This window comes from Paenibacillus sp. GCM10027630, from assembly GCF_042676305.1.
Classification (GTDB): Bacteria; Bacillota; Bacilli; order Paenibacillales; family NBRC-103111; genus Paenibacillus_S.
In genome coordinates, this window is the sequence record NZ_JBHTGY010000010.1 from 117,799 (window position 1) to 138,284 (window position 20,486).

Genomic DNA, 20,486 nt, shown 5'->3' on the forward strand with positions numbered 1-20,486 from the left:
ATGATCCATTGCGACAATTTGGTAAAGATTTATAAAATTGCCGACCTGGAGGTTGTTGCCCTTCAAGGCTTGGACCTGCATGTGGAGTCAGGCGAACTGATGGCTATTATAGGCAACAGCGGCAGCGGGAAGTCGACCCTACTTAATATGCTGGGCGGGCTGGATCGACCATCGGCCGGGAAATTATCCGTGGATGGCAAAGATTTACTAAATCTTTCGGAAAAAGAACTAGTGAAATACAAGCGTGAAACGGTCGGCTTCGTTTGGCAAAATAACGGCCGAAATTTAATTCCTTATTTGACGGCTTTAGAAAATGTTGAATTGCCAATCTTACTGAAAGGCCAGCGCAAGCGGGAACGAGCAATGGAGCTGCTGGAGGCTGTTGGCCTCAGTCATCGCCTCAAGAATCGTTTAAACCAGCTGTCAGGAGGTGAGCAGCAGCGTGTGGCCATAGCTATAGCACTGGCCAATCACCCTAAGCTTCTGCTTGCGGATGAGCCGACGGGTTCTGTTGATACGAAAATGGCCAATCAAATACTCGATCTGTTTCGCCAGCTGACAAAGAGCCTGGGGATAACTATCGTGATTGTAACGCATGATCCACTGCTGGCTAAGAAGGTAGATCGTGTGGTCGCTATCAGGGATGGGAAGACCTCGTCAGAAATATTGCGGCGGAAATCTTATGACCAAGAATTGCTTGAAATAAACACATTTGTTGAAGAGCAGGAAGAAGATTCTCATGTAGAATATGCCGTAATTGACCAAGCGGGCAGGCTGCAAATACCTGCCAACTATTTAGAGACGATTGGTATGAAGGATTCCAACAAAATCCAAGTTACGCTGGAGGATGGCAAAATTGTGCTGCTACCTCCTCCCGAGCTGAACACTAAGTAAAAGGAGACTATAAACAATGAATGAGACTAACACAAAACAAATTCCAGATACATTACTTTTAGAGGAACGAGCAGGGCATGTTCTCGATGCTATTATAGGAATGGCTGATGAGGATCATGGATATATTCCATTTTTCGGAGCCAATTTGATGGAGCAGCCTGCATACCTTACACATGGGGATTGGGATTATGGTTCCAGCCATGGCCGCTTAATCGATGCTTTGATATTGGCAAGACACATGACCGGTGAAGAAAAAGGCAGAGATATTGAGGCTAAATATCGGGAGAATTTTCTGGGCTTCTTTAAGGAGGACGGACTCAGCTATCGTTTGAAAAATCCAAAGGCACCCTGGGAGCCGACAGCCAATTTAATTGACCAGCGTGCAGTTATTTTAGCTCTTACCTCTTGGTACATGTCTACTGGAGATAGGAAAATCAAACATGTTGCGGACAAACACGTTGCTGCTTTAAAAAGGATCGCGATCAAAGAACGGGATGTATGGTACTACCCTGCATCTGAATACACAGTAAACGGTTGGCCGTCCGCTAATGCGGTTCAATTGAGGCTTGCACCGGATCCAGCTGCATTCAGCGGACGTTTGATTATGCCGCTATTGAAATATTATGAGCTGACTGGAAATTCAGATGCCTTTGAATTATGTCAATATTTCGCATCCATGATTGTCCATCGCAGTGGTGTATTTAACCCAGATGGCAGCTTTAATGATGCGCTTGCCTACCGAAGCGGACATTTTCATACAAGAATCGGAACCCTTGATGCACTAGCCCGTTATGCTATATTTACTAGGGATGCATCTATTACTCATTTTGTTAAAAAAAGCTATGACTGGGCCTTAACCTGGTGCACCTCGTTCGGCTGGACTCCTGGAGATATTCATGACCAAGCGTTCGAGCATGAGACGTGCTCTTTAGTCGATCTTATATCTACAGGAATCACATTGGCACAAAGTGGATACACCGAATACTGGAGTGTCGTTGAGAGATTTTTGCGCAACCACTTAACCGAGTCTCAATTGCTTAATCTGGACTGGGTTGTTGATTCAGACAGCAAGGACAAGGATGATGTCGGCCTGAAATCCTTCTTCAAGGTGGCTCAAAGGACTCGGGGGGCATTTGCGGGGTATTCGGCGCCTAACGACTTTTGCTGCGATGTCAACGGGGGCAGAGGACATACCAGCGATTTGCAAACCTGCTGCATTGGATCGGGTACGCGTGGACTATTTATGGGCTGGAGCAACACGATTACGGAAGAACATGGTACAATTAGTGTTAATTTTTTATTAAATCGTGGTTCCCGTTGGCTGGATGTTAGCAGTCACCTTCCTCATGAGGGACGAGTGGAGCTGGACATACATCAGAACCTTCCAAAACTGTTGATCCGCATTCCTGACTGGGCTGGGTATGCCAAAGTGTTGGTTAAACGCGAGCATGGGGGTACAGTCACTACACAGGCCGGAAGTGATCCAAGTATTTGGGTGAAGCAGCGTTTTCTCGTGCTGGGAGAAGCTCGGGAGGGCGAGAAAATCACCATAACATTCCCGCTTAGCCATCGTCAAACGGTCGAAAAAGCTATGGGAGAAGAATTTATCACGAAGTGGCGTGGAGATGATGTTATTCATTTAAGTCCCGAGGGAATTCATCATCCGTTTTACAATAACCGACAAATTTTTGATAAAGCTCCATTGAGGGATGGACAATATCGCAGGCTGGATAAAGAGTTTTATTGGTAAATAATAGGGAGGGCTGTCGTTTAAGCATTATGGGACGGCAGCTTTTCCTTACTAAGGTACACGAAAGGGGATTTGTGCCTATAAATCTGCAATAAATCCCCTATATTTTGTTCATCATTTCGTAATATTTTAGATATATAGAGGGAAGCTCTGAGGCAGAGGGGGATGTAGGGCTCAACCATAAATAAAGCAGAAGCGGGTCAGTAAGTAAGCAAAGTAAAAAGTAAGCGTTTTATTACTCTAATCCAAAGAAGGTGTCTCTAATGAAAAAATGTATCTCGATGTTTCTATCATTCGTTCTGCTATCAGCTGTAATGGTTCCATTTGCTCATGCCGAAGAAGTTAATGCGGACAAGCAGTTGGGAGCTCCAAGCACGGAAGCGGCTGCGGAGAAGAAGCAGGAGGCTGCACCAAGCACGAGCACAGATGAAGCAAATAATTCTACAGATAAGAAATCTGAGACAAGCAGTTCTGATGGAACAGCTGATAAGAAGTCTGAAACCCCAAGCCCTGAAGCTAAAGTGGTTAAGACATCAGAAGCTTATGATGATCTAAAAGCACTTCCTCCAGACTTGCAGGAAAAATTTAATTTCTTTATTAAAGCAGGGGCGCTTAGACCAGAGAAGGATGGCTGGTTTGGTGCGAATAGCCCAACCACGCGTGATGAATTCGTTCAAGTCGCCAAGGCTGCTTTATCACAAGCATCAGGTGAAGCGCTTACAGTTCCGGCATATATAGAGGCGTTCGAGTCATTGGGACTTACAAATACAGATGGTATGGCTATGGACTCGACTAATACAGTGTCGAGGCAGGATCTTGCCAAATTTATGATTTATGGACTAGGCAAGGCGAATGATGCAAGAAAGGTTACCCCTATCACGGATCAAAGCTACATGAATTTGGACAATGTACAAAAGGGAGCATCTAGATTCGTTACGCTTGCATTGCAGTTGAAGTTGGTCAAAAAAATTGCCGAAGATGGATATTACCATGGAGATAGTCTTGCTACTCGCAGGATGCTAGTCGAGTCCGCATACGAAGCTAAGAAAATCAATGCAGAAATTAAGGATAATAGTAAAATTTCCATTGTAGAGGCCAAAGCTGCTGGCGCTAGAAAAGCTAGCGTTACTATCAATAAAATGATTGATTCAGTAAAGTCCAACCAGATTAAACTAGTATTGAAGAGAGATGGCGGCGTTATCGATGGAGTTACAGAATGGTCGGCGGATAATAAAACAGCCACGATTACAACTCAACTAAAGTTGAAAAAAGGGAACTACACCATTGAGTTATCAGGGTTGGATGACGATAGCTTTGAAAAGAAGACAGCAGAGTTTGCAGCAGAGGATGAGCAGTTCAAAACAATAGAGTTTGTTAATAGCACAAACGTGCTTCCACAATCCAAGGTAACCGTTTACTTTAAACAGTTGAATCAGTACGGGGAAGAAACAGATCTAACTAGCCATAACTTCCAGGTTTCGAGCGGCTCTAGAACTACCCCGCAAAATGTTCCTGGTAAGCAAGCATTCAAATTGGATTTGAGTAAAGAAAAAAGAGACATGCCGGTCAACATTTCCATCTTTGATAGAACGAATAATTTGACGGTAAACAAGACATTTACAGTTGGAGATCCTGTAGTTGTTTCTAAGATTGAGATGGGCGATTTGAAGTTTAAAAATGAAAATAAATACTTTATGCCTGGAGATGTAGGCTATCTGGCATTCGCAGCATACGATCAATATGGCAATCGCATGGATGATATTGATGAATTGAACAGAGGAATGGTATTCCTGTACGATGGAGAGCAGTTGTTCGAAAAGAATAAAAATTATGTGTTCGTCGATTATGATGACGATGGTTTTATCGATCTGGAATTGAAGGCTTACCCCGATATAAAGAAAGATACGGCTTCTATATTTAAAATAATGGCGATAGGCTCTGGAGAGTCAGCTACGAAACCGATTACTGTTTTTACACCTAAACAACCTGCGAGTGTTACCATTAAAGAATATACCAATACACTAGCACGGAGTGATAAGAATAAAGTCATCGAATTGGAAGTCAGAGATTCAGATGGAATTCTCTTATCTGATGATCGCAAGTTGGAGTTATTTAAAGCGGGATTGCTAAAAGCGCGCAGCCACGGAGCCCTAAAGCTGGGGTCATCGGTTTCGGGCGAGTTAGGGGAATACCTGGAAAGCGGGCCTTCCAAAGGCAACATTGGAATATTGGAGGTAACAGGAACAGGGAAGGCGTCTGTTGAGGTTACTATTACAGATGTAAACAAAACTACTAGAGCTGATTATGAGCTTAAGGAAGAACGGGTACCACAAAAGCTAGACAAATTAGCTAACGATCCTGCATTTATATACACGCTCGTTCAAAAGAATAATGTGACACCCACATTCATGATAAAAGATCAATACGACGAAGAATACGTCATCGCAGATAGTCCCAAATATCAGGTGAGATATGAACTCAAGAGAACTGACGGCGATTTAGGGGCATTTACAGGAGTACATTCTCAAACCGCGTCACTAGTTAACTTAACTGACGCTACTCCTTCAAAACGTGTTAAAGTTTCAGACGTTTTCAGCAAGGGGATAAAGATAACTGCAACTGATAAAAAGCTGGGAAGCTATCAGTTGACAACTACACTGTTGAAAGTAGTGCCGGATTCTACTCAAGCCGATTATTCGAAATGGGCAATTGAAAGTGAAATGAATTCTATTACGCATAGATTTAAGTCTTACACGATGGCAGATCTTGATGAGGATTTGACATACGCTATTGATGGAGATACAAGCTTATTTGCCGTAGGTGCATATTTAGTTAAACAGGGTCTAAAGGTGAACAAGAAAACTGCTCCAAATAGCAAGATGGCAGATCAAGAAGATGCGGCAGACATCTTTGCTAATAGAGATGCACTCACTAAGACTATGGGTATTAAGGCTTACAACAAAGATGGCGTAGAAACTTCCGTGTCGGGTGTGTCGATTCTAAGTATGCAGATAGCTGACCCGAATATTGTAGCACTAAGTAAAACTTCGACAACTAAACTAGTAGGATTAAATCCGGGAACCACCACGGGTATCATTACTTTTAGTACCCCAAAGGGGGCGAAGGCTCTAAAAACAAGCTTTACTGTATGGACGTCTGATTTATCTTTTGGCGGAGAGCTAAAGGTGCCGACAGACAAGAAGAACACGAATATTGCAGCAAGCGACATTAATGGTAAATACATTTGGGATAGTAAACTTCTTCAAAGCATCTCGGTTAATGATGACCTTCTAAATGCTTTCGTTAACAAGGCAACAGGGAGTGTCAGTGATGGTACATTTAAAAATAGTGAAAACTTAACACCATTCATGGGCCAATTAACAACACAGTTTCAAATTACCAATATTACCTATAAAGCGGGGACATTAGAGGCGAATAAGGATACCTTATATATGGATGATAGCTACAAGCTTGTCTTCAAACCCAAAAGCGGTAGTGATGCAAATCTGAGTAAAGTTAATATCTCAAGCTTTACGATTACAGTGACGGCAGGGAATAAAACCGCTGTTAGCACGTTCACTATAAATAAATAGTCTCTCCACACTGTTGGGAGGGCACTGAAAAAGGTCCCTTGATACTAAAAAGGTACAGTTCCTCAAGAAAAGTTGAGGAAGCTGTACCTTTTTTCTGTATTATAAGACATCACATCACGAATCGGCAGAATCAACCTATAATCAGATCGTATTAACTAATTCCCTGCATCCAACCTCTTTGTATACTTAATATAAGATTGGAGGGCTGCATTTTGGCTAGAAAAAAATACGTTATATGTGGAGTCAGCACGCGAGCCAATGGCATGTTCATCAAGCCGATGCTGGAAACATTCCAAGCTCACTGTGAGGTTGTAGGACTGCTGGATGCGGACCCGAGCCGTTTTGCCAATTGTTTCAAAAAGTTTCCCGTATTAAACGGGTTGCCTGTATATATGCCGGATCAATTCGAACAGATGATTCGGGAAACGAAGCCGGATGCCGTTATTGTAGCTGGGGCGGATCATACTCATGCTGACTACATTGTAAAAGCACTGGAACACAACCTTGACGTTATATCGGAAAAGCCGATGGTAACGACCGGGGCTGATTGCAAAAGAGTGCTGGATGCTCAGAACAGCAGCAGCGGTACGTTATATGTTGCATTTAATTACCGCTATGCGCCTGTACATACGAGGATTAAAGAATTGATTCTTGAAGGCCGGATCGGAAGGGTAACTTCTGTTGATTTAAACTGGTATCTCGATACTTACCACGGCGCAAGTTATTTCAAGCGATGGAATCGAAAAAGAAGCCAATCCGGAGGCTTGTCCGTTCATAAAAGCACACATCATATCGATCTAGTTAATTGGTGGATTGATCAAAAACCCGTTGAAGCTTTTGCATATGGGGCACTTAATTATTTTGGCCCTGAGGGTGAGCTCAACCCGCTCAAGGAAGATGGCAGATACTGCGGTACCTGTCGCGTCAAGCAGGATTGCAGCTATTTTATGAGATGGTCTACAAGAAGCAAAGAAACCATGCCTGATGACGATCATTTGACGGGAATAGAGATCAGGCCGAGCGCATACACCGGATATAGAGCGGATGCCTGTATCTTCGATTCGGAGATTGATATTGAGGATACCTACTCGGCGGTAGTGAAATACGACAAAGGTGCGATGATGAGTTACTCGGTTAATTTTTCGTTACCTTATGAAGGCTATAGGCTGGCGATTAACGGTACCAAAGGGCGAATTGAAACTAAGGAAGTATTATCCAAGCGAGTTTCTCAGCAAGTCACCGAGCAGACGATACAATATTTTCCTTTATTCGGTGGTAAAGAAACGATCCATGTAGTACCGCGACCCGGTGGGCATGGGGGTGGAGATCCGCTTCTGCTTGAGGATTTGTTCCTCGGAGCGGACCCTAGACGAGCATACAGCATTCTGGCAGGGGCTGAAGCCGGCGCATGTTCTGTGTTGACAGGAGAAGCAATCTGGAAGTCTGTGCAGAGCAACCAACCTATTCGTATCCATGACCTGTTAGTCTCAGCGAATGCTAATGTGTCTCAATGAATCAAAGGAGGAAATTAATAGAGTGTACGATAAATTTGAAAATGTAGGCATTGCCCACTTTGACGTAAAAAGCCAACTACCAAGGTGGGTTTATGAATCGGCTATGCGTGCAGCTGATAAAGGTGAGCAGGCACGTTCGGCTATTATGAATATCGAAGGCCTTAAGCAGAGGCAGCGGGAAATCCGTGAAGGAATTGAGAACTGTATTGGTGGTGTGCCGTCTTCGAGCACACCTATGAATCCGGTTATAACAGGAACGGTAACAGGCAACGGCTTTCGCGTAGAGAAGATTGTTTTTGAGCCGAGACCGCAGGTTTATGCTACAGCCAATCTATATATTCCTGATGGAGTCGTAAGCAATCCACGCGGGGCTGTTCTGTTGTTATGCGGGCACCGGGAACAAGCAAAGCATTGTGATGAATATCAGACCGTATGTCATTATATGGTACACAGCGGGCTGATAGTCTTGTCTTTAGATCCGGTAGGCCAAGGCGAGCGTTTCGGGTTCTATGATCCGGCAACGAAAGAAGCCCCTATGACTAGCGTTACTGAGCATGAAAATGTTGGCCGCCAATGTATGCCGCTAGGAGATAGCTTAGCACGTTATATGCTTCATGATGCGGTAAGGGCGATTGATTATTTATGCACTCGCCCTGAGGTTGATCCTGAGAAAATCGGAGTATGCGGTCATTCCGGCGGAGGCACTCAGACGTCGCTTGTTATGATGTACGATCAACGGATTGCAGCCGCAGCACCAGGCGGATTCATTATGAATCGGCCTTACTTCCTTCTTACAGGAAAGGCGCAGGATGCCGAGCAGAAATGGCCGGGTTTCTCGGAGCTTGGTTTTGACCACGAAGATATTGTAATGGCCATGGCTCCGCGTCCGGTAAGGGTTCTTGCTACCACCTATGATTCCGTTCCTATCGAAGCTCCCAGACATACGGTTTCTGTAAATCGCCGGTTTTGGGAGATGTACGACAGAGGAGTGGATTTGGACATTTTCGAGGATGAAAATGTACATCGCTTCTCAGTGCCATTAGCTCGGGCTGCCGCTGCATTTTTCGCGAAGCATTTGTTAGGCTGCACCCAAGCACCTGCGGTTTTGGACACAGATATTAAGCTGATTCCTGCCGAGCAGCTAAAGTGTACAGCAAGCGGGCAAGTTATAGGAGAATTACCTCATGCCAAAAATACGCACATGGAAAATGTCGAGCGGTTGGCCGAGTTTGAGAAGCTGCGACAAGCTGTGCCGGACAACGAACGGAAGCGTAAGGCCATAGATTGGCTGTGTAAACAAGTGGTTGCTAGCAGACAAGTATGTGACTTAAATCCTCGCCCTTCCGGCGGTGGAGAAATTAACAATCTATGGATTATCCGCAACATTTGGTGGAGCCAGCCGGGACTTTTAAATCATTGCCTGCAGTTTGTCGATTCCAAGCTTTGGGGTCAAAAGCTGCCGGTAACGATAGCCGTGTGGGATGGGGGCTCCAGTCAGCTAGACATTCACGCAAAATGGATTGAGGAAACATGTGCCTCCGGCCGAATTGCCATGGTCCTGAATCCTACAGGAATTGGTCCGCTTTTGCCGCATTTAAATGCTCCTACAGATAAACCGTTCAAACGATTCGGGATGATGGATAGGCATTCGGATGAATTGATGTGGCTGGGTGACAGTATGGCTGCGGTAAGAACGTATGATGTATTGCGTGCCATTGAGCTCGCGTCGAATATGAAAACTATCGATGCATCCGATATCAAGCTGTACGGAAGCGGTAGATATGCGGTATACGCGGGATTAGCGGCTCTGCTCGATAACCGGATTCAAAATATTCGTATGGACAATCGTATGAGCAGCATCGCCGAGTGGATCAAGGAGCCATTTTATGATGAAACGGACTCTTTAAGCTTTATCATTCCGGGAATGCTTCGGTATTTTGATCTGACAGATGCAGACAAATGGCTTGTCGAAGAAGGCAAGATGCAAGAGACAGTTGCGATGAAAAGTGATTATGCAGGGTGAAAAATGTTGAAATGAAGCAGAGATCTTGCATACGATGCCAGTGTTTTGCTGAAGCGAGAATCAGAAAACGCCCACGAAGCTAGCTTTTATAAGGTAAGGAAAGCTCTATGGTTAATGCTGAGAATGTGTAAGTTTCGCTAAAGCTAAGCTCAGATGCTTACGCCGCGCAAGTTTTCCTAAAGAAAACTTTAAGGAGGATACAAAAGATGACTACTGTTGTAGCTATTTATACGGGGCAAGGGCTCTCGGAGCGGATTCAACCGATATTTCGTGAGGAGCTTCCGGGCTGCCGACTGGTAACCATTATTGATGACAGCCTGATAGCTGATGTAATTGGAGCGGGCAAGGTCACACCCGACGTAATGCGTCGCCTTGTTCAATACTATCGCCATGCTGAAGAAATAGGAGCGGATGTTATTCTTAATACTTGCTCCTCGGTAGGGGAAGTAGCGGATTGGGCCATGCCTATGTTCAGAACGCCGATTATTAAAATCGATGAAGCGATGGCGCAGCTCGCAACCAAGAGGTTTGACAGGATCGGTGTGCTGGCGACACTTCCAACTACTTTGGAGCCAACTCGACGTTTGCTGCAAAAAGAAGGTGAGCAGCAGGGGCGCAAGGTGGAGGTTTTGGATGCTTTAGCAGTTGGGGCTTATCAAGCTCTGGTAGCCGGCCATCCTGAGGAGCATGACCGCCTTATTCTGGAAGCGGCCAAGTCCATTGCGGCCCAAGCTGATGTGCTTGTACTGGCGCAAGGATCGATGGTCAGGATGGAGGAAGCATTAAAGCAGGCTGCAGGACTTCCTGTGTACTCCAGCCCTCGTCTCGGAGTACTTGCTGTGAAAGCGGCATTGGAGCAGCTAGGGAAGTAAGGATGTTCACAACTTAGGTCTAAGTAATGGAGATGAGTACTGGATGAAGGATCAAGTAGTTGCAACCTATTGGCTCGAAACGGCATTCTCGTTGGAAAAAGCTAGTGAAATCATTGTAAGCGAGCAATCTACAGGAACATTTATGCCACTGCCAAATGAGACGGAAAGCTTGAAGCAGAGGCATCGGGCAAAAATTGTATCCATCGAGCCCCGGGAGGTATCCCCTTTTCCGGCGCTTCCAGGAGCCAAGGTTCCAGCAGGAAATAAAGGCGAATACAAGCGCGGCATCGTTAAAATAGCTTTTCCATATGAAAATATAGGGCCATCCATTCCTAATTTGCTGGCAACGGTGGCGGGCAATTTATTCGAGCTGGAGGAGCTATCAGGACTCCGGCTGTTGGATTTGGAGCTCCCTCCTCAATTTCAAGAACGTTATGAGGGGCCCAGGTTCGGAATTTCCGGCACACGTGAGCTAACAGGAGTGTATAACCGTCCAATAATAGGCACCATTATTAAACCGAATATTGGCTTGAGCACCGATGAATTAAGATTGATAGTAAGGGAACTGGCTACGTCAGGTATTGATTTTATCAAGGATGATGAGGTTAATGGCAATGCTCCCTATGCTCCTATAGCTGAGCGAATCAAGGCAGCTATGGAGGAAATCGAAAGGGCTGCAGATCGTACAGGTAAAAAAACGATGTACGCCTTCAACATTACAGATGATATCGATCCTATGCTGCGTCATCTTGAAACCGTCATCAAGCATGGCGGAAATTGCGTAATGGTTAGCATAAACAGCATCGGCTTTGCCGGGCTGGCTCATTTAAGGAAGCAAGCTCCGGTATGTATCCATGGGCATCGCAACCAATGGGGAATGATGTCCCGCTATCCGTACCTGGGAATGTCATTCACTGCATACCAGAAACTGTGCCGCCTGAGCGGTGTGGATCATATGCATGTCAACGGTCTAAATAATAAGTTTCACGAGAGCAACGCTTCAGTTATTTCAGGGGTACGGGAATGTTTGACTCCCATCTTTAAAGAAGCGGATACCGTTGTTCCTGTGTTATCCTCCAAGCAATGGGCTGGGGCTGCTCCGGATACATATCGAACGCTGCAAACCATGGACTTGATGAATATTGCAGGCGGTGGCATTCACGGACATCCAGGTGGACCGGGGGCTGGCTTTCGAAGTCTTGTACAAGGCTGGGAGGCTGCGATGACTGGAATTCCATTAGATGAGTACGCTCTTTCGCGCGTTGAATTGAAGCAGGCTTTGGATACGTTCAGTTAAGTATAAATATAAGCTGCAAGCAGGGAAGAGACCAGCAGCTTACGGAGGAAAACACGAATGCGTATCTGTTATTATGGAGACGATTTTACAGGCTCAACGGATGTTCTTGAGGCGCTGACGACAGGTGGTCTTCGTATTATTTTATTTATGGAGGTCCCTGATCCGGCGATGTGGCATGAGAAGTTTGCCCATTATGACGGCTTTGGTGTTGCAGGCGTGAGCCGAACTCTGGGACCAGAGGAAATGGACCGTAAGCTGCGGCCACAGCTTCAGGCACTTCGTGAATTCAAGGCTGACATTACCCATTATAAAGTATGCTCCACCTTCGATTCTTCCCCAATAACGGGCAGCATCGGTAAAGTGATCGACATAGGCTCGGAGCTGTTTCAAGAGCAGCGGTACACTCCTGTTGTGGCAGGATGTCCTTTACTGAAGCGTTATACGGTGTTTGGAAATCATTTTACGGCAATGGGTGGGGACGGAGGCACCGTTCGATTGGATCGGCATCCTAATATGAGCAAGCATCCTATTACTCCTATGAATGAAGCAGATCTAAAGGTTCATCTTGCGAAACAAACCAACAAATCTATCGGGCTTATCAATGTGCTAGATTTGGATTTAAACCCCTTGTTATTGCAGCAGAGGTATAAGGAGCTAATCGAGAGTAAACCGGATATTTTGCTATTCGATGTATTGACCCCAAACCACCTCACTCAAATCGGAAGCTTGCTAATGCAAGAAAGTGATGCCAGCCAATTGTTTGTAGTCGGCTCATCAGGCGTGGAGTATGCACTTGTCTCTTATTGGCAGCAAAATGGATTGCTTCCAACACAGCTGCCTAATATGATGGCAGAGGCGGTTGATCGTATTCTCGTAGTGTCCGGCAGCTGTTCTCCAGTAACACAAGCTCAGATCGAATGGTCGCTGGCTCATGGCTATGCGGGAATTCGGATATCCGAGGAGTTCTTGTTTGATGAGGAGATTGAGGGGATTTCGGCTTTGCTGGAGCAAGCGGAAAAGCTGCTTCGTGCTGGAAAAAATGTAATTCTATATACAGCCTTAGGGCCAAATGATACGTCGATTGGACATGTACAGCAGAGATTGAATGATGAAGAGCGTGAAACAGCTGCAAGCGGACAAATGATTGGCGAGCGATTAGGTGAGATGACCAAGCAGTTGATTTTGAAGACAGGCCTAAAGCGTGTTGTTTTCGCAGGGGGAGATACGTCTGGCTTTGCAATAAGCAAGCTGGATAGCTACGCCTTGGAGATGATCGCTCCGATTGTTCCTGGAGGGCCTCTTTGCAGGATGTTCTCGAAGGATGAACGGTTGGATGGCTTGGAGATTGTGTTAAAAGGCGGCCAGGTTGGACCGTCACATTTTTTTGAGCAGGTGCGGACAGGGAGGGCTTGAGTTTCAAGGATACAAGATGATGGGTGCAGTCTTCGATTGATTTGGAAGGGAAAGGCGATAACGAAAATGAACATACACCAATTGAAAAAAAGTTTCGCTCAAGCGAATCCGCGTTTTGGGCCGGTCCCCTTCTGGTGGTGGAGTGCCGAGGAAGTGACGGAAGAACGGATTCGTTGGCAAATGCAAAAATTCCGTGACGGCGGCTTACGCAACATTGGTATTATCAATTTGGCACCTACGGGTCCCCAGTACGGTTCTGTGAGTGACCGTCCTGTGTATGCCAGCGATGATTGGTGGTGCATGTTCGAGGTTGCTTTACGTGAAGCAGAGCGGCTCGGCATGTATCTTTGGTTTTATGACCAAATTGGGTTCTCCGGATCGAATATGCCTGCTCGTATCGTCACGGAGTCCCCGGATATGGCCGGTTACCAGCTTCGCAGATTTTTACCGGAGGAAGAGCTTCCGGAGTCATCAGTGGTCCTCTTTGCAACAAACGAGCATACATACGCTTCCGTACGGCAGGGCTTCAATTGGCTGGATCCCCGTGCCACAGGGCAGCTGCTTGACCGGGTTCATGGTGAAATAGAGCGGCGCTTTCCTCACGATCTAGGCAAAACAATAGCAGGAAGCTTTCAAGATGAGCTTCCACCGCTTCCCTTATGGACCCCTGAATTGTCCGCTCAATATAGGGAGCGCTTTCAGGAGGAGCTGGCTCCACATCTGCCAGCATTGTTCGATCCATTGCCCGGTTCGGAGCAGGTGCGGCGCCGGGTATACCGACTCGCGGCTGAGCTTGCCGAGCAATCTTTTTTTATACCGCTTGGCAAATGGCATCGCGAGCGGGGAATGCTTATTTGCTGTGATCAGGCTGGACCAGCGAGAAGAGCCGATCCTAATGGGGCGCAGAGGATCTATTTGGATTATTTCAGGACTCATCGCTGGTATAATGCTCCAGGAACCGATATGGATGGGGAGATCAAGCCCCACTCTTCGATGGTTCATCTGCACGGGGGCTCGCGGGTATTTTTGGAATCATTCCATTCCAGCGGTTGGGGTGGGACATTGGAAGAAACGATGCATTGGCTGCTTCCCTGGTTTCAAGCGGGCGCTACGGTATACAGTCCGCACGCTGTTTATTACAGCACAAGAGGAGGCTGGTGGGAATGGGCACCGCCGGATACGGGATGGCGTCAGCCTTATTTTGAGCATTACCCGGTTTTTGCGGATACGATTAGCCGGGCCTGCTTTTTGCTGAGCGAGGGATCTCATGTATGCGATGTAGCCGTCCATTACCCTTCGTATGCAGTATGCGGATATTTGTCTTTGTCCGATGGCAAAGTTAACGAGCATCCAATGGGTGTAGCGAATCGGGAATCACATGAGCGAGTAACGCATATTCAAAGCGTTTACCGTAACATTACCGGCAGCTCGAATCGGCGCTCGCAAAAACAGCTTGGCGTGCTTCGGCAGGCCCAGATTGATTTTGATATAACAGATGACAGCGCTTTGCATAAATCGGAACTGGAAGGTTCTAAGCTAAAAATCGCAGATGAGCGCTTCTCAGTGCTGCTTTTATGTGGAACGACGGTCATGGATGAAGAGGCTCGAACGCGTATTGAAGCTTGGCTAAACCAGGGTGGTTCTGTTATTGCCGTTAATGTGCCGGAAGAGGAGCGGGACTTAGCCCACGCCATTTACGTGGATACCGCAGAGGAGGCGGCTGCATGGATCGAAGCTCGGATCCCCAAAAGAGTGGACGGACCGGGCGAGTCACTGTGCCGAAAAACGGAGGATACCGATGTTTTCCTGCTGCTTCCTGCGAAGGGCACTTTATTATCGATGCATCAACCAGCGACTCCAAAAACCATTTTACCAGCCTCAGCTGTATACCGTTTAAGAACAGCTCGCACCCCCCAATATTGGGATCCGGTACATGGAAACACGGAGCCTATCACATATAAGCGTGAAGGCGAGTGGATAGAGGTTGAGGTACCTTTTGCATCGTGGCCTGCGGCTTTGATCGTCTGTGTGGATGAAGATGACCTTGGAGGAGCAGAGAAAGTAATAGCCAAACTCGAAGACCAGCCTGCTCGCTTGTTTCCGGCAGTAGTCCGTCAATCCGGTACGGAGGGCGACTCTGAGCAAACGATAGTACTTCCCGAAAAAGGTTGGCGAATCCGCGCAGAATCTACATTGGACAATCGGTATGGGGACTTTGATTTACATGGAGATACAAGTCAGTTTATGCCGATAGAACGCCGCAGTATGAGTGTCCGTATGGAAAGTGAGCTTACCGACGGAGAAAAGGAAGGCTGGCATAAGCCGGAAATTGACGAATCTGAATGGCTAACAAGATTATGGAGCGAATCGACCTATTGGCAAATTTGCGATGGAGAACAATACGAAGAATCCCGTTCCAATCCCAAAGTTTACAGCAACGTATTCGGGGATCTTACTATGCGTTCCTGGGCAGGACGAATGGGACGCGTTCCTCGCAGGTTTCTCAATCTCGGCAGCTTTAAAAAGAGGGAGCTTGTATGGGCAAAAACTTACGTATCTGCCCCCAAGGGAGGAAGCTATTGGATCCGGACTGAAAGCAACGCCAATGTTACCGGATCGATAAACGGTCAGGAGATTGAATGGATTGGGGGGCCGGAGGAGCGTACAGCTTGGATTGAATTGTGGGAAGGGAGCAATGAGCTGCTGTTAAGGTTTGAGGCTATTGGCAATGGCTTAATGCGAGCAGGCGTTGAAGTGAATAGCTTGGCGCATCCACAGCTTCCCAAATGGCTCTTTACCCGTCAACCGAATCCGCAATCAAGCTTGAGCAAGCCTATCAATTGTCCTTCTGAGCAGCCATACAAGAGGGTTCGAATTGTGTTTGCCGCCCGTGGTCGGGCTATCCTATACGTGAACGGAATCAAGGTAACGGAGCACGGTGACTTCAACCCGTATATCCGGCAGGGGCAGGAAGAAGTGGACATTACGGCTATGTGGCGGTATGGCGTTAACGAAATCAGATTTGTACTGCCGGAGGGCAAGGGGGAGGTATTTGCAGACGGACTGATTGAGCTGCTTAATGGGCAGTCCATTTCCTTCTGCACAGGAAGTGACTGGTCGGATGAGCAGGGAGGTATTCCTGGAATTCATCATTTTTCCATCCTTCAATTTGCTGAGACCGAGTCGCTATGGATTTCTGCCAGACCACATCCACTTCCGCAGGTAGGTTGGTTGATGCCGGATTCTGTGCCTGATCCATTGCCGCTGTCATTTTCGGCTGAACCTGCCTCTCTCGGCAGACCAGTCTGGCTCCGTTTTCCGATGCCTGTTGGTTCTACGAGGCTGCATATTCAATGCGCAGGTGAGATGCGTGTCTGGATCAATGGCTCTGAAGTAGCAGCCAAAGGAGGCAGCGCCGAATTTGCTCCACAACCGGCTGGAGCCATAGCGGCTGTAAGAATAGTGCCGAACGGGCCCTATTCGGAAGCGGCAGTTCTGCTCGCACCGATCCGCTTCGAGACGGTTCCGGCAGAAGGGGCATTAGGCGATTGGCGGACAGCTCTATGTTTGCCACACCATGGCGGAGCCGTCGAATATGAGACGGACTTCGAGGTATCAGCATCGACCGGGTCTGGCGCCGAGCTTGAATTGGGTCATGTGCGTGGGACCGCAGAAGCATGGATTGATGCTAAGCCGTTAGGCGTCAGGCTGTGGAGACCCTACCGTTTCGCACTCCCTGACTTGCCGGAAGGGATGCACCGGCTTCGAATTCGCGTGACTAATACATTAGGCACATACTATGAAGTCGGCAGACCCACTAGTCTTGTTGGCGGCAATACGGATGTGACCTACTGGAACCAAGGGCGACATGAGGAGGAACAAAACTGGGAGCAATGGTTCCCAAGCGGAGGTTTGTACGGGCCTGTTCGCATTGTGGCTGGTAGTCAGGATTAAATCGGCTGAATATTGGAATCAGTCGGTAGTTTTTAGTGCTAGCCTTCTGCTTAAAAGCTGATCCCAATTATATAGCAGCAGATGGCAGCACGAACTGGAAAACATCCCGCTAATTTTGTCTTCAGTACCATTTAGGAGCATCTTACTGGAAAAACTACCTCTAATTAGTGTGAAAACACCTCTTAGTGGTGAAAGCTGCCAAGTTAGCTCCGGAAAATCCATCTATATGCGACTGGTGGGTAAAACTAATCAGATTAGCGGGAGGTTTTCCAGTTAGTTCCAACCCATGTGCCATCATATGTGATCCTTGTACATGCGTTAATGGCTGCATGTGCCAGATCACTTTTATCCTAATCTGTAGGAGGCTTGAAATGAGCATTTTACTTCGCGGCATCACATGGAATCACACAAGGGGATATCTTCCCATGGTAGCCACATCGCAGCGGTACTCGGAGCTGTTCCCGAACGTGACGATTCAGTGGGATAAACGATCCTTGCAGGAATTCGCGGATTTACCGATTCAAGCACTAATTGATCAATATGATTTACTTGTCATTGATCATCCTTGGGCGGGCTATGCAGCAGATTCGCGTGTGCTTCTACCGTTAAATGAGTACTTGCCTGAGGATTACATGCGCGATCAGGCTGCAAATTCCGTCGGACAATCTCATGCGAGCTATCAATTCGACGGCAGTCAAACTGCGCTCGCCATTGACGCTGCAACGCCGGTTGCTTCATGGCGGGACGATCTTTTTCAGCAGCAAGGGCTGGAGCTTCCTGCGAATTGGGATCAACTGCTTCAGCTGGCTGGTAAAGGAGTCGTAGCATTCCCGGCTATTCCGATTGACAGCCTTATGAATTTTTATATGTTCTCCTTAGCCAATGGGGAAGCACCATTCACAAGTGGAGAAGAGGTAGTTTCGAGCGAAATCGGGTATGCTGCATTGGAAGCGCTGCGGGAGCTGGCGTCACTTTGCAGTACGGATATTTTCAGATGGAATCCAATTGCCGTATATGAAGTCATGGCGCAGCAGGAACATGTAGCCTATTGTCCCTTTGCCTATGGGTATTCCAACTATGGACGTGCGGGTTATGGCAAGCATAGACTGTCCTTTGGCGGGTTGGTTGCATATAAGGATAATGGCCCTCTGCGCTCAACGCTTGGAGGTACAGGCCTTGCTGTATCAGCATCCAGTAAGTACAAATCGGAGGCACTGGGCTATGCCAAGTTTGCTGCATCCCCTGAGATTCAGCAAACCCTGTATACAGCAAGCGGAGGCCAGCCGGGGCATAGAAAAGCATGGACGGATGAAGACAATAATCGCCAATCCGGGCAGTATTTTGCGAATACACTATCGACTCTGGACCAAGCTTATGTAAGACCAAGGTATAACGGCTATTTGCATTTTCAGGATCATGCAGGGGATTACGTACGCGACTATATGATGCACGGTGGCGATCACAAGCTTATTCTGGAGCAGATGAACAGCTTGTATCGGGAGTCCTTAAATAGAACCAAATAGAATCAAATAGAATCAAATAGAATTCACAAAGGAGCGACACCTATGACAGCAGCGGGCTTCAGACCTTTAGAGGGCTTGCTTGTGCTTGATTTTGCCCAATTTTTATCAGGCCCTTCCGCGGCATTAAGGCTGGCGGATCTCGGAGCAAGAGTTATCAAGGTAGAACGACCAGATGGCGGTGACCTATGCCGGAGCTTGTATATTTCCAACATGGAGCTGGATGGGGATAGCACCTTGTTCCACTCCATCAATCGGAATAAAGAGAGTGTTTCAGCCAATTTGAAAAATCCTGAGGATCTTAAGCTGATCCGCGCTTTGATAGAAAAAGCCGACGTGATGATCCAAAATTTCCGTCCAGGCGTGATCGAAAGGATGGGGCTGCATTATGAAGCCGTTCGTGAATGGAATCCGCGTCTTGTCTATGGGGAAATTACGGGTTATGGGAAAACAGGTCCATGGAACGGCAAGCCCGGACAGGATTTATTGGTCCAATCGCTCTCGGGATTAACTTGGCTTAATGGAGATGCGAATCAGCCGCCTGTTCCTTTCGGGCTATCTATTGCGGATATGTTTGCAGGCGCTCATTTGGTGCAGGGCATTCTTGCTTGCCTAGTAAGGCGTGGGGTGAAGGGAATCGGTGGGCATGTAGAGGTAAGCCTGTTGGAATCCATTCTCGATTTTCAATTCGAGGTACTTACCACTCATATGAACGATGGTGGCAAGCTGCCTGAGCGAAGCACGGTAAACAATGCCAACGCCTATTTAGGGGCACCGTATGGTATTTATCAAACTGCTGACGGTTATCTCGCTTTGGCGATGGGATCTGTCATCAAACTGGGACAATTGCTGGAATGCGCCGCACTGGGTACTTTTCATGAGCCTTCCACATGGTTCTCGCACAGAGATGAGATTAAGGGGATTCTAAGAGATCATCTAAAAAGCCAGTCGACAGCCTATTGGATAGCCCGGCTGGAGCCTGCTGATTATTGGTGTGCAGAAGTTCTGGATTGGAAGCAGCTATTGGAACATGAGGCATTCCGGGCTCTGAACATGACTCAGCAAACGGTGAACGGCAGTGGGGCCGCGCTTACAACGACACGCTGTCCTATACGTATTGATGGCGGCTTGCTTACTTCTGCTGTAGGAGCGCCAAAAATCGGGGAGCACAATGATAAAATCAAGGCGGAGGTATTAAACGCATGATTCGATCGCAGTTTTTTGAGCAATATGAGCTTGAGTCTGCTCGGGAGTCTTTTGGCCGAACCATAACAGAAACAGACATCGTGATGCATGCGGGGCAGACGGGTGACTTTTATCCGCATCATATGGATGCAGAGTGGTGCAAGGAGCAGGACTTTGGCCAGCGTATTGCACATGGCACGTTGATTTTTAGCGTAGCAGTTGGGATGACGGCGGCAGAGGTGAATCCCGAGGCATTTTCGTACGGTTATGACCGATTGAGATTCGTAAAGCCCGTCTTTATCGGGGATACAATCAAAGTCCGTGCGACTATTCATGAAAAGAAGGATCATCCTAAAAGGCAGGAATTCGGTATCGTAAGCGAGCGATGTGAAGCATTTAATCAACGTGGTGAAACCGTATTGGTGTGTGACCATTTACTAATGGTAAGAAAACAACAGCAGACCTAAAGTT

The 20,486-nt window shown here is 47.1% G+C and carries 12 protein-coding genes; all 12 read left to right on the forward strand.

The window, feature by feature from the left end:
• Positions 1-894: an ABC transporter ATP-binding protein gene (locus ACFQ0C_RS05475; RefSeq protein WP_379364708.1), complete on the forward strand. Its 894-nt coding sequence runs from the start codon at positions 1-3 to the stop codon at positions 892-894.
• 16 nt (positions 895-910) lie between these two features.
• Entirely contained in the window at positions 911-2,644 is a 1,734-nt protein-coding gene (locus ACFQ0C_RS05480) for a glycoside hydrolase family protein (protein WP_379364710.1), read from the forward strand.
• A 263-nt stretch (positions 2,645-2,907) separates the two neighbouring features.
• On the forward strand, positions 2,908-6,237 hold the full coding sequence (locus ACFQ0C_RS05485; protein WP_379364712.1) for a hypothetical protein: 3,330 nt from the start codon (positions 2,908-2,910) through the stop codon (positions 6,235-6,237).
• A gap of 212 nt (positions 6,238-6,449) precedes the next feature.
• Positions 6,450-7,751, forward strand: coding sequence for a Gfo/Idh/MocA family oxidoreductase (locus ACFQ0C_RS05490; protein WP_379364714.1), 1,302 nt, complete (start codon positions 6,450-6,452; stop codon positions 7,749-7,751).
• Positions 7,752-7,773: 22 nt separating this feature from the next.
• The gene (locus ACFQ0C_RS05495) at positions 7,774-9,774 is read left to right on the forward strand and encodes an alpha/beta hydrolase family protein (RefSeq protein WP_379364716.1); all 2,001 of its coding nucleotides are present in this window, start codon (positions 7,774-7,776) and stop codon (positions 9,772-9,774) included.
• A gap of 206 nt (positions 9,775-9,980) precedes the next feature.
• On the forward strand, positions 9,981-10,646 hold the full coding sequence (locus ACFQ0C_RS05500) for an aspartate/glutamate racemase family protein (protein WP_379364718.1): 666 nt from the start codon (positions 9,981-9,983) through the stop codon (positions 10,644-10,646).
• Between the two features lie 43 nt (positions 10,647-10,689).
• Complete coding sequence (locus tag ACFQ0C_RS05505; RefSeq protein WP_379364720.1) at positions 10,690-11,943, forward strand: ribulose-bisphosphate carboxylase large subunit family protein; 1,254 nt, start codon at positions 10,690-10,692, stop codon at positions 11,941-11,943.
• Between the two features lie 57 nt (positions 11,944-12,000).
• The gene (locus tag ACFQ0C_RS05510) at positions 12,001-13,356 is read left to right on the forward strand and encodes a four-carbon acid sugar kinase family protein (RefSeq protein ID WP_379364722.1); all 1,356 of its coding nucleotides are present in this window, start codon (positions 12,001-12,003) and stop codon (positions 13,354-13,356) included.
• A 66-nt stretch (positions 13,357-13,422) separates the two neighbouring features.
• Positions 13,423-17,310, forward strand: a complete 3,888-nt coding sequence (locus ACFQ0C_RS05515; RefSeq protein ID WP_379364724.1) for a hypothetical protein — start codon at positions 13,423-13,425, stop codon at positions 17,308-17,310.
• A 371-nt stretch (positions 17,311-17,681) separates the two neighbouring features.
• Positions 17,682-18,833 carry an ABC transporter substrate-binding protein gene (locus tag ACFQ0C_RS05520; RefSeq protein WP_379364726.1) on the forward strand — a complete coding sequence of 384 codons (1,152 nt, stop codon included), beginning with the start codon at positions 17,682-17,684 and terminating at the stop codon, positions 18,831-18,833.
• 42 nt (positions 18,834-18,875) lie between these two features.
• Entirely contained in the window at positions 18,876-20,036 is a 1,161-nt protein-coding gene (locus tag ACFQ0C_RS05525; protein WP_379364728.1) for a CaiB/BaiF CoA transferase family protein, read from the forward strand.
• Positions 20,033-20,482 (forward strand): MaoC/PaaZ C-terminal domain-containing protein, encoded by a 450-nt coding sequence (locus tag ACFQ0C_RS05530; RefSeq protein WP_258212886.1) that lies wholly within the window; start codon positions 20,033-20,035, stop codon positions 20,480-20,482. Before ACFQ0C_RS05525 ends, ACFQ0C_RS05530 begins: the two co-directional genes overlap by 4 nt.
• Positions 20,483-20,486 lie beyond the last annotated feature (4 nt).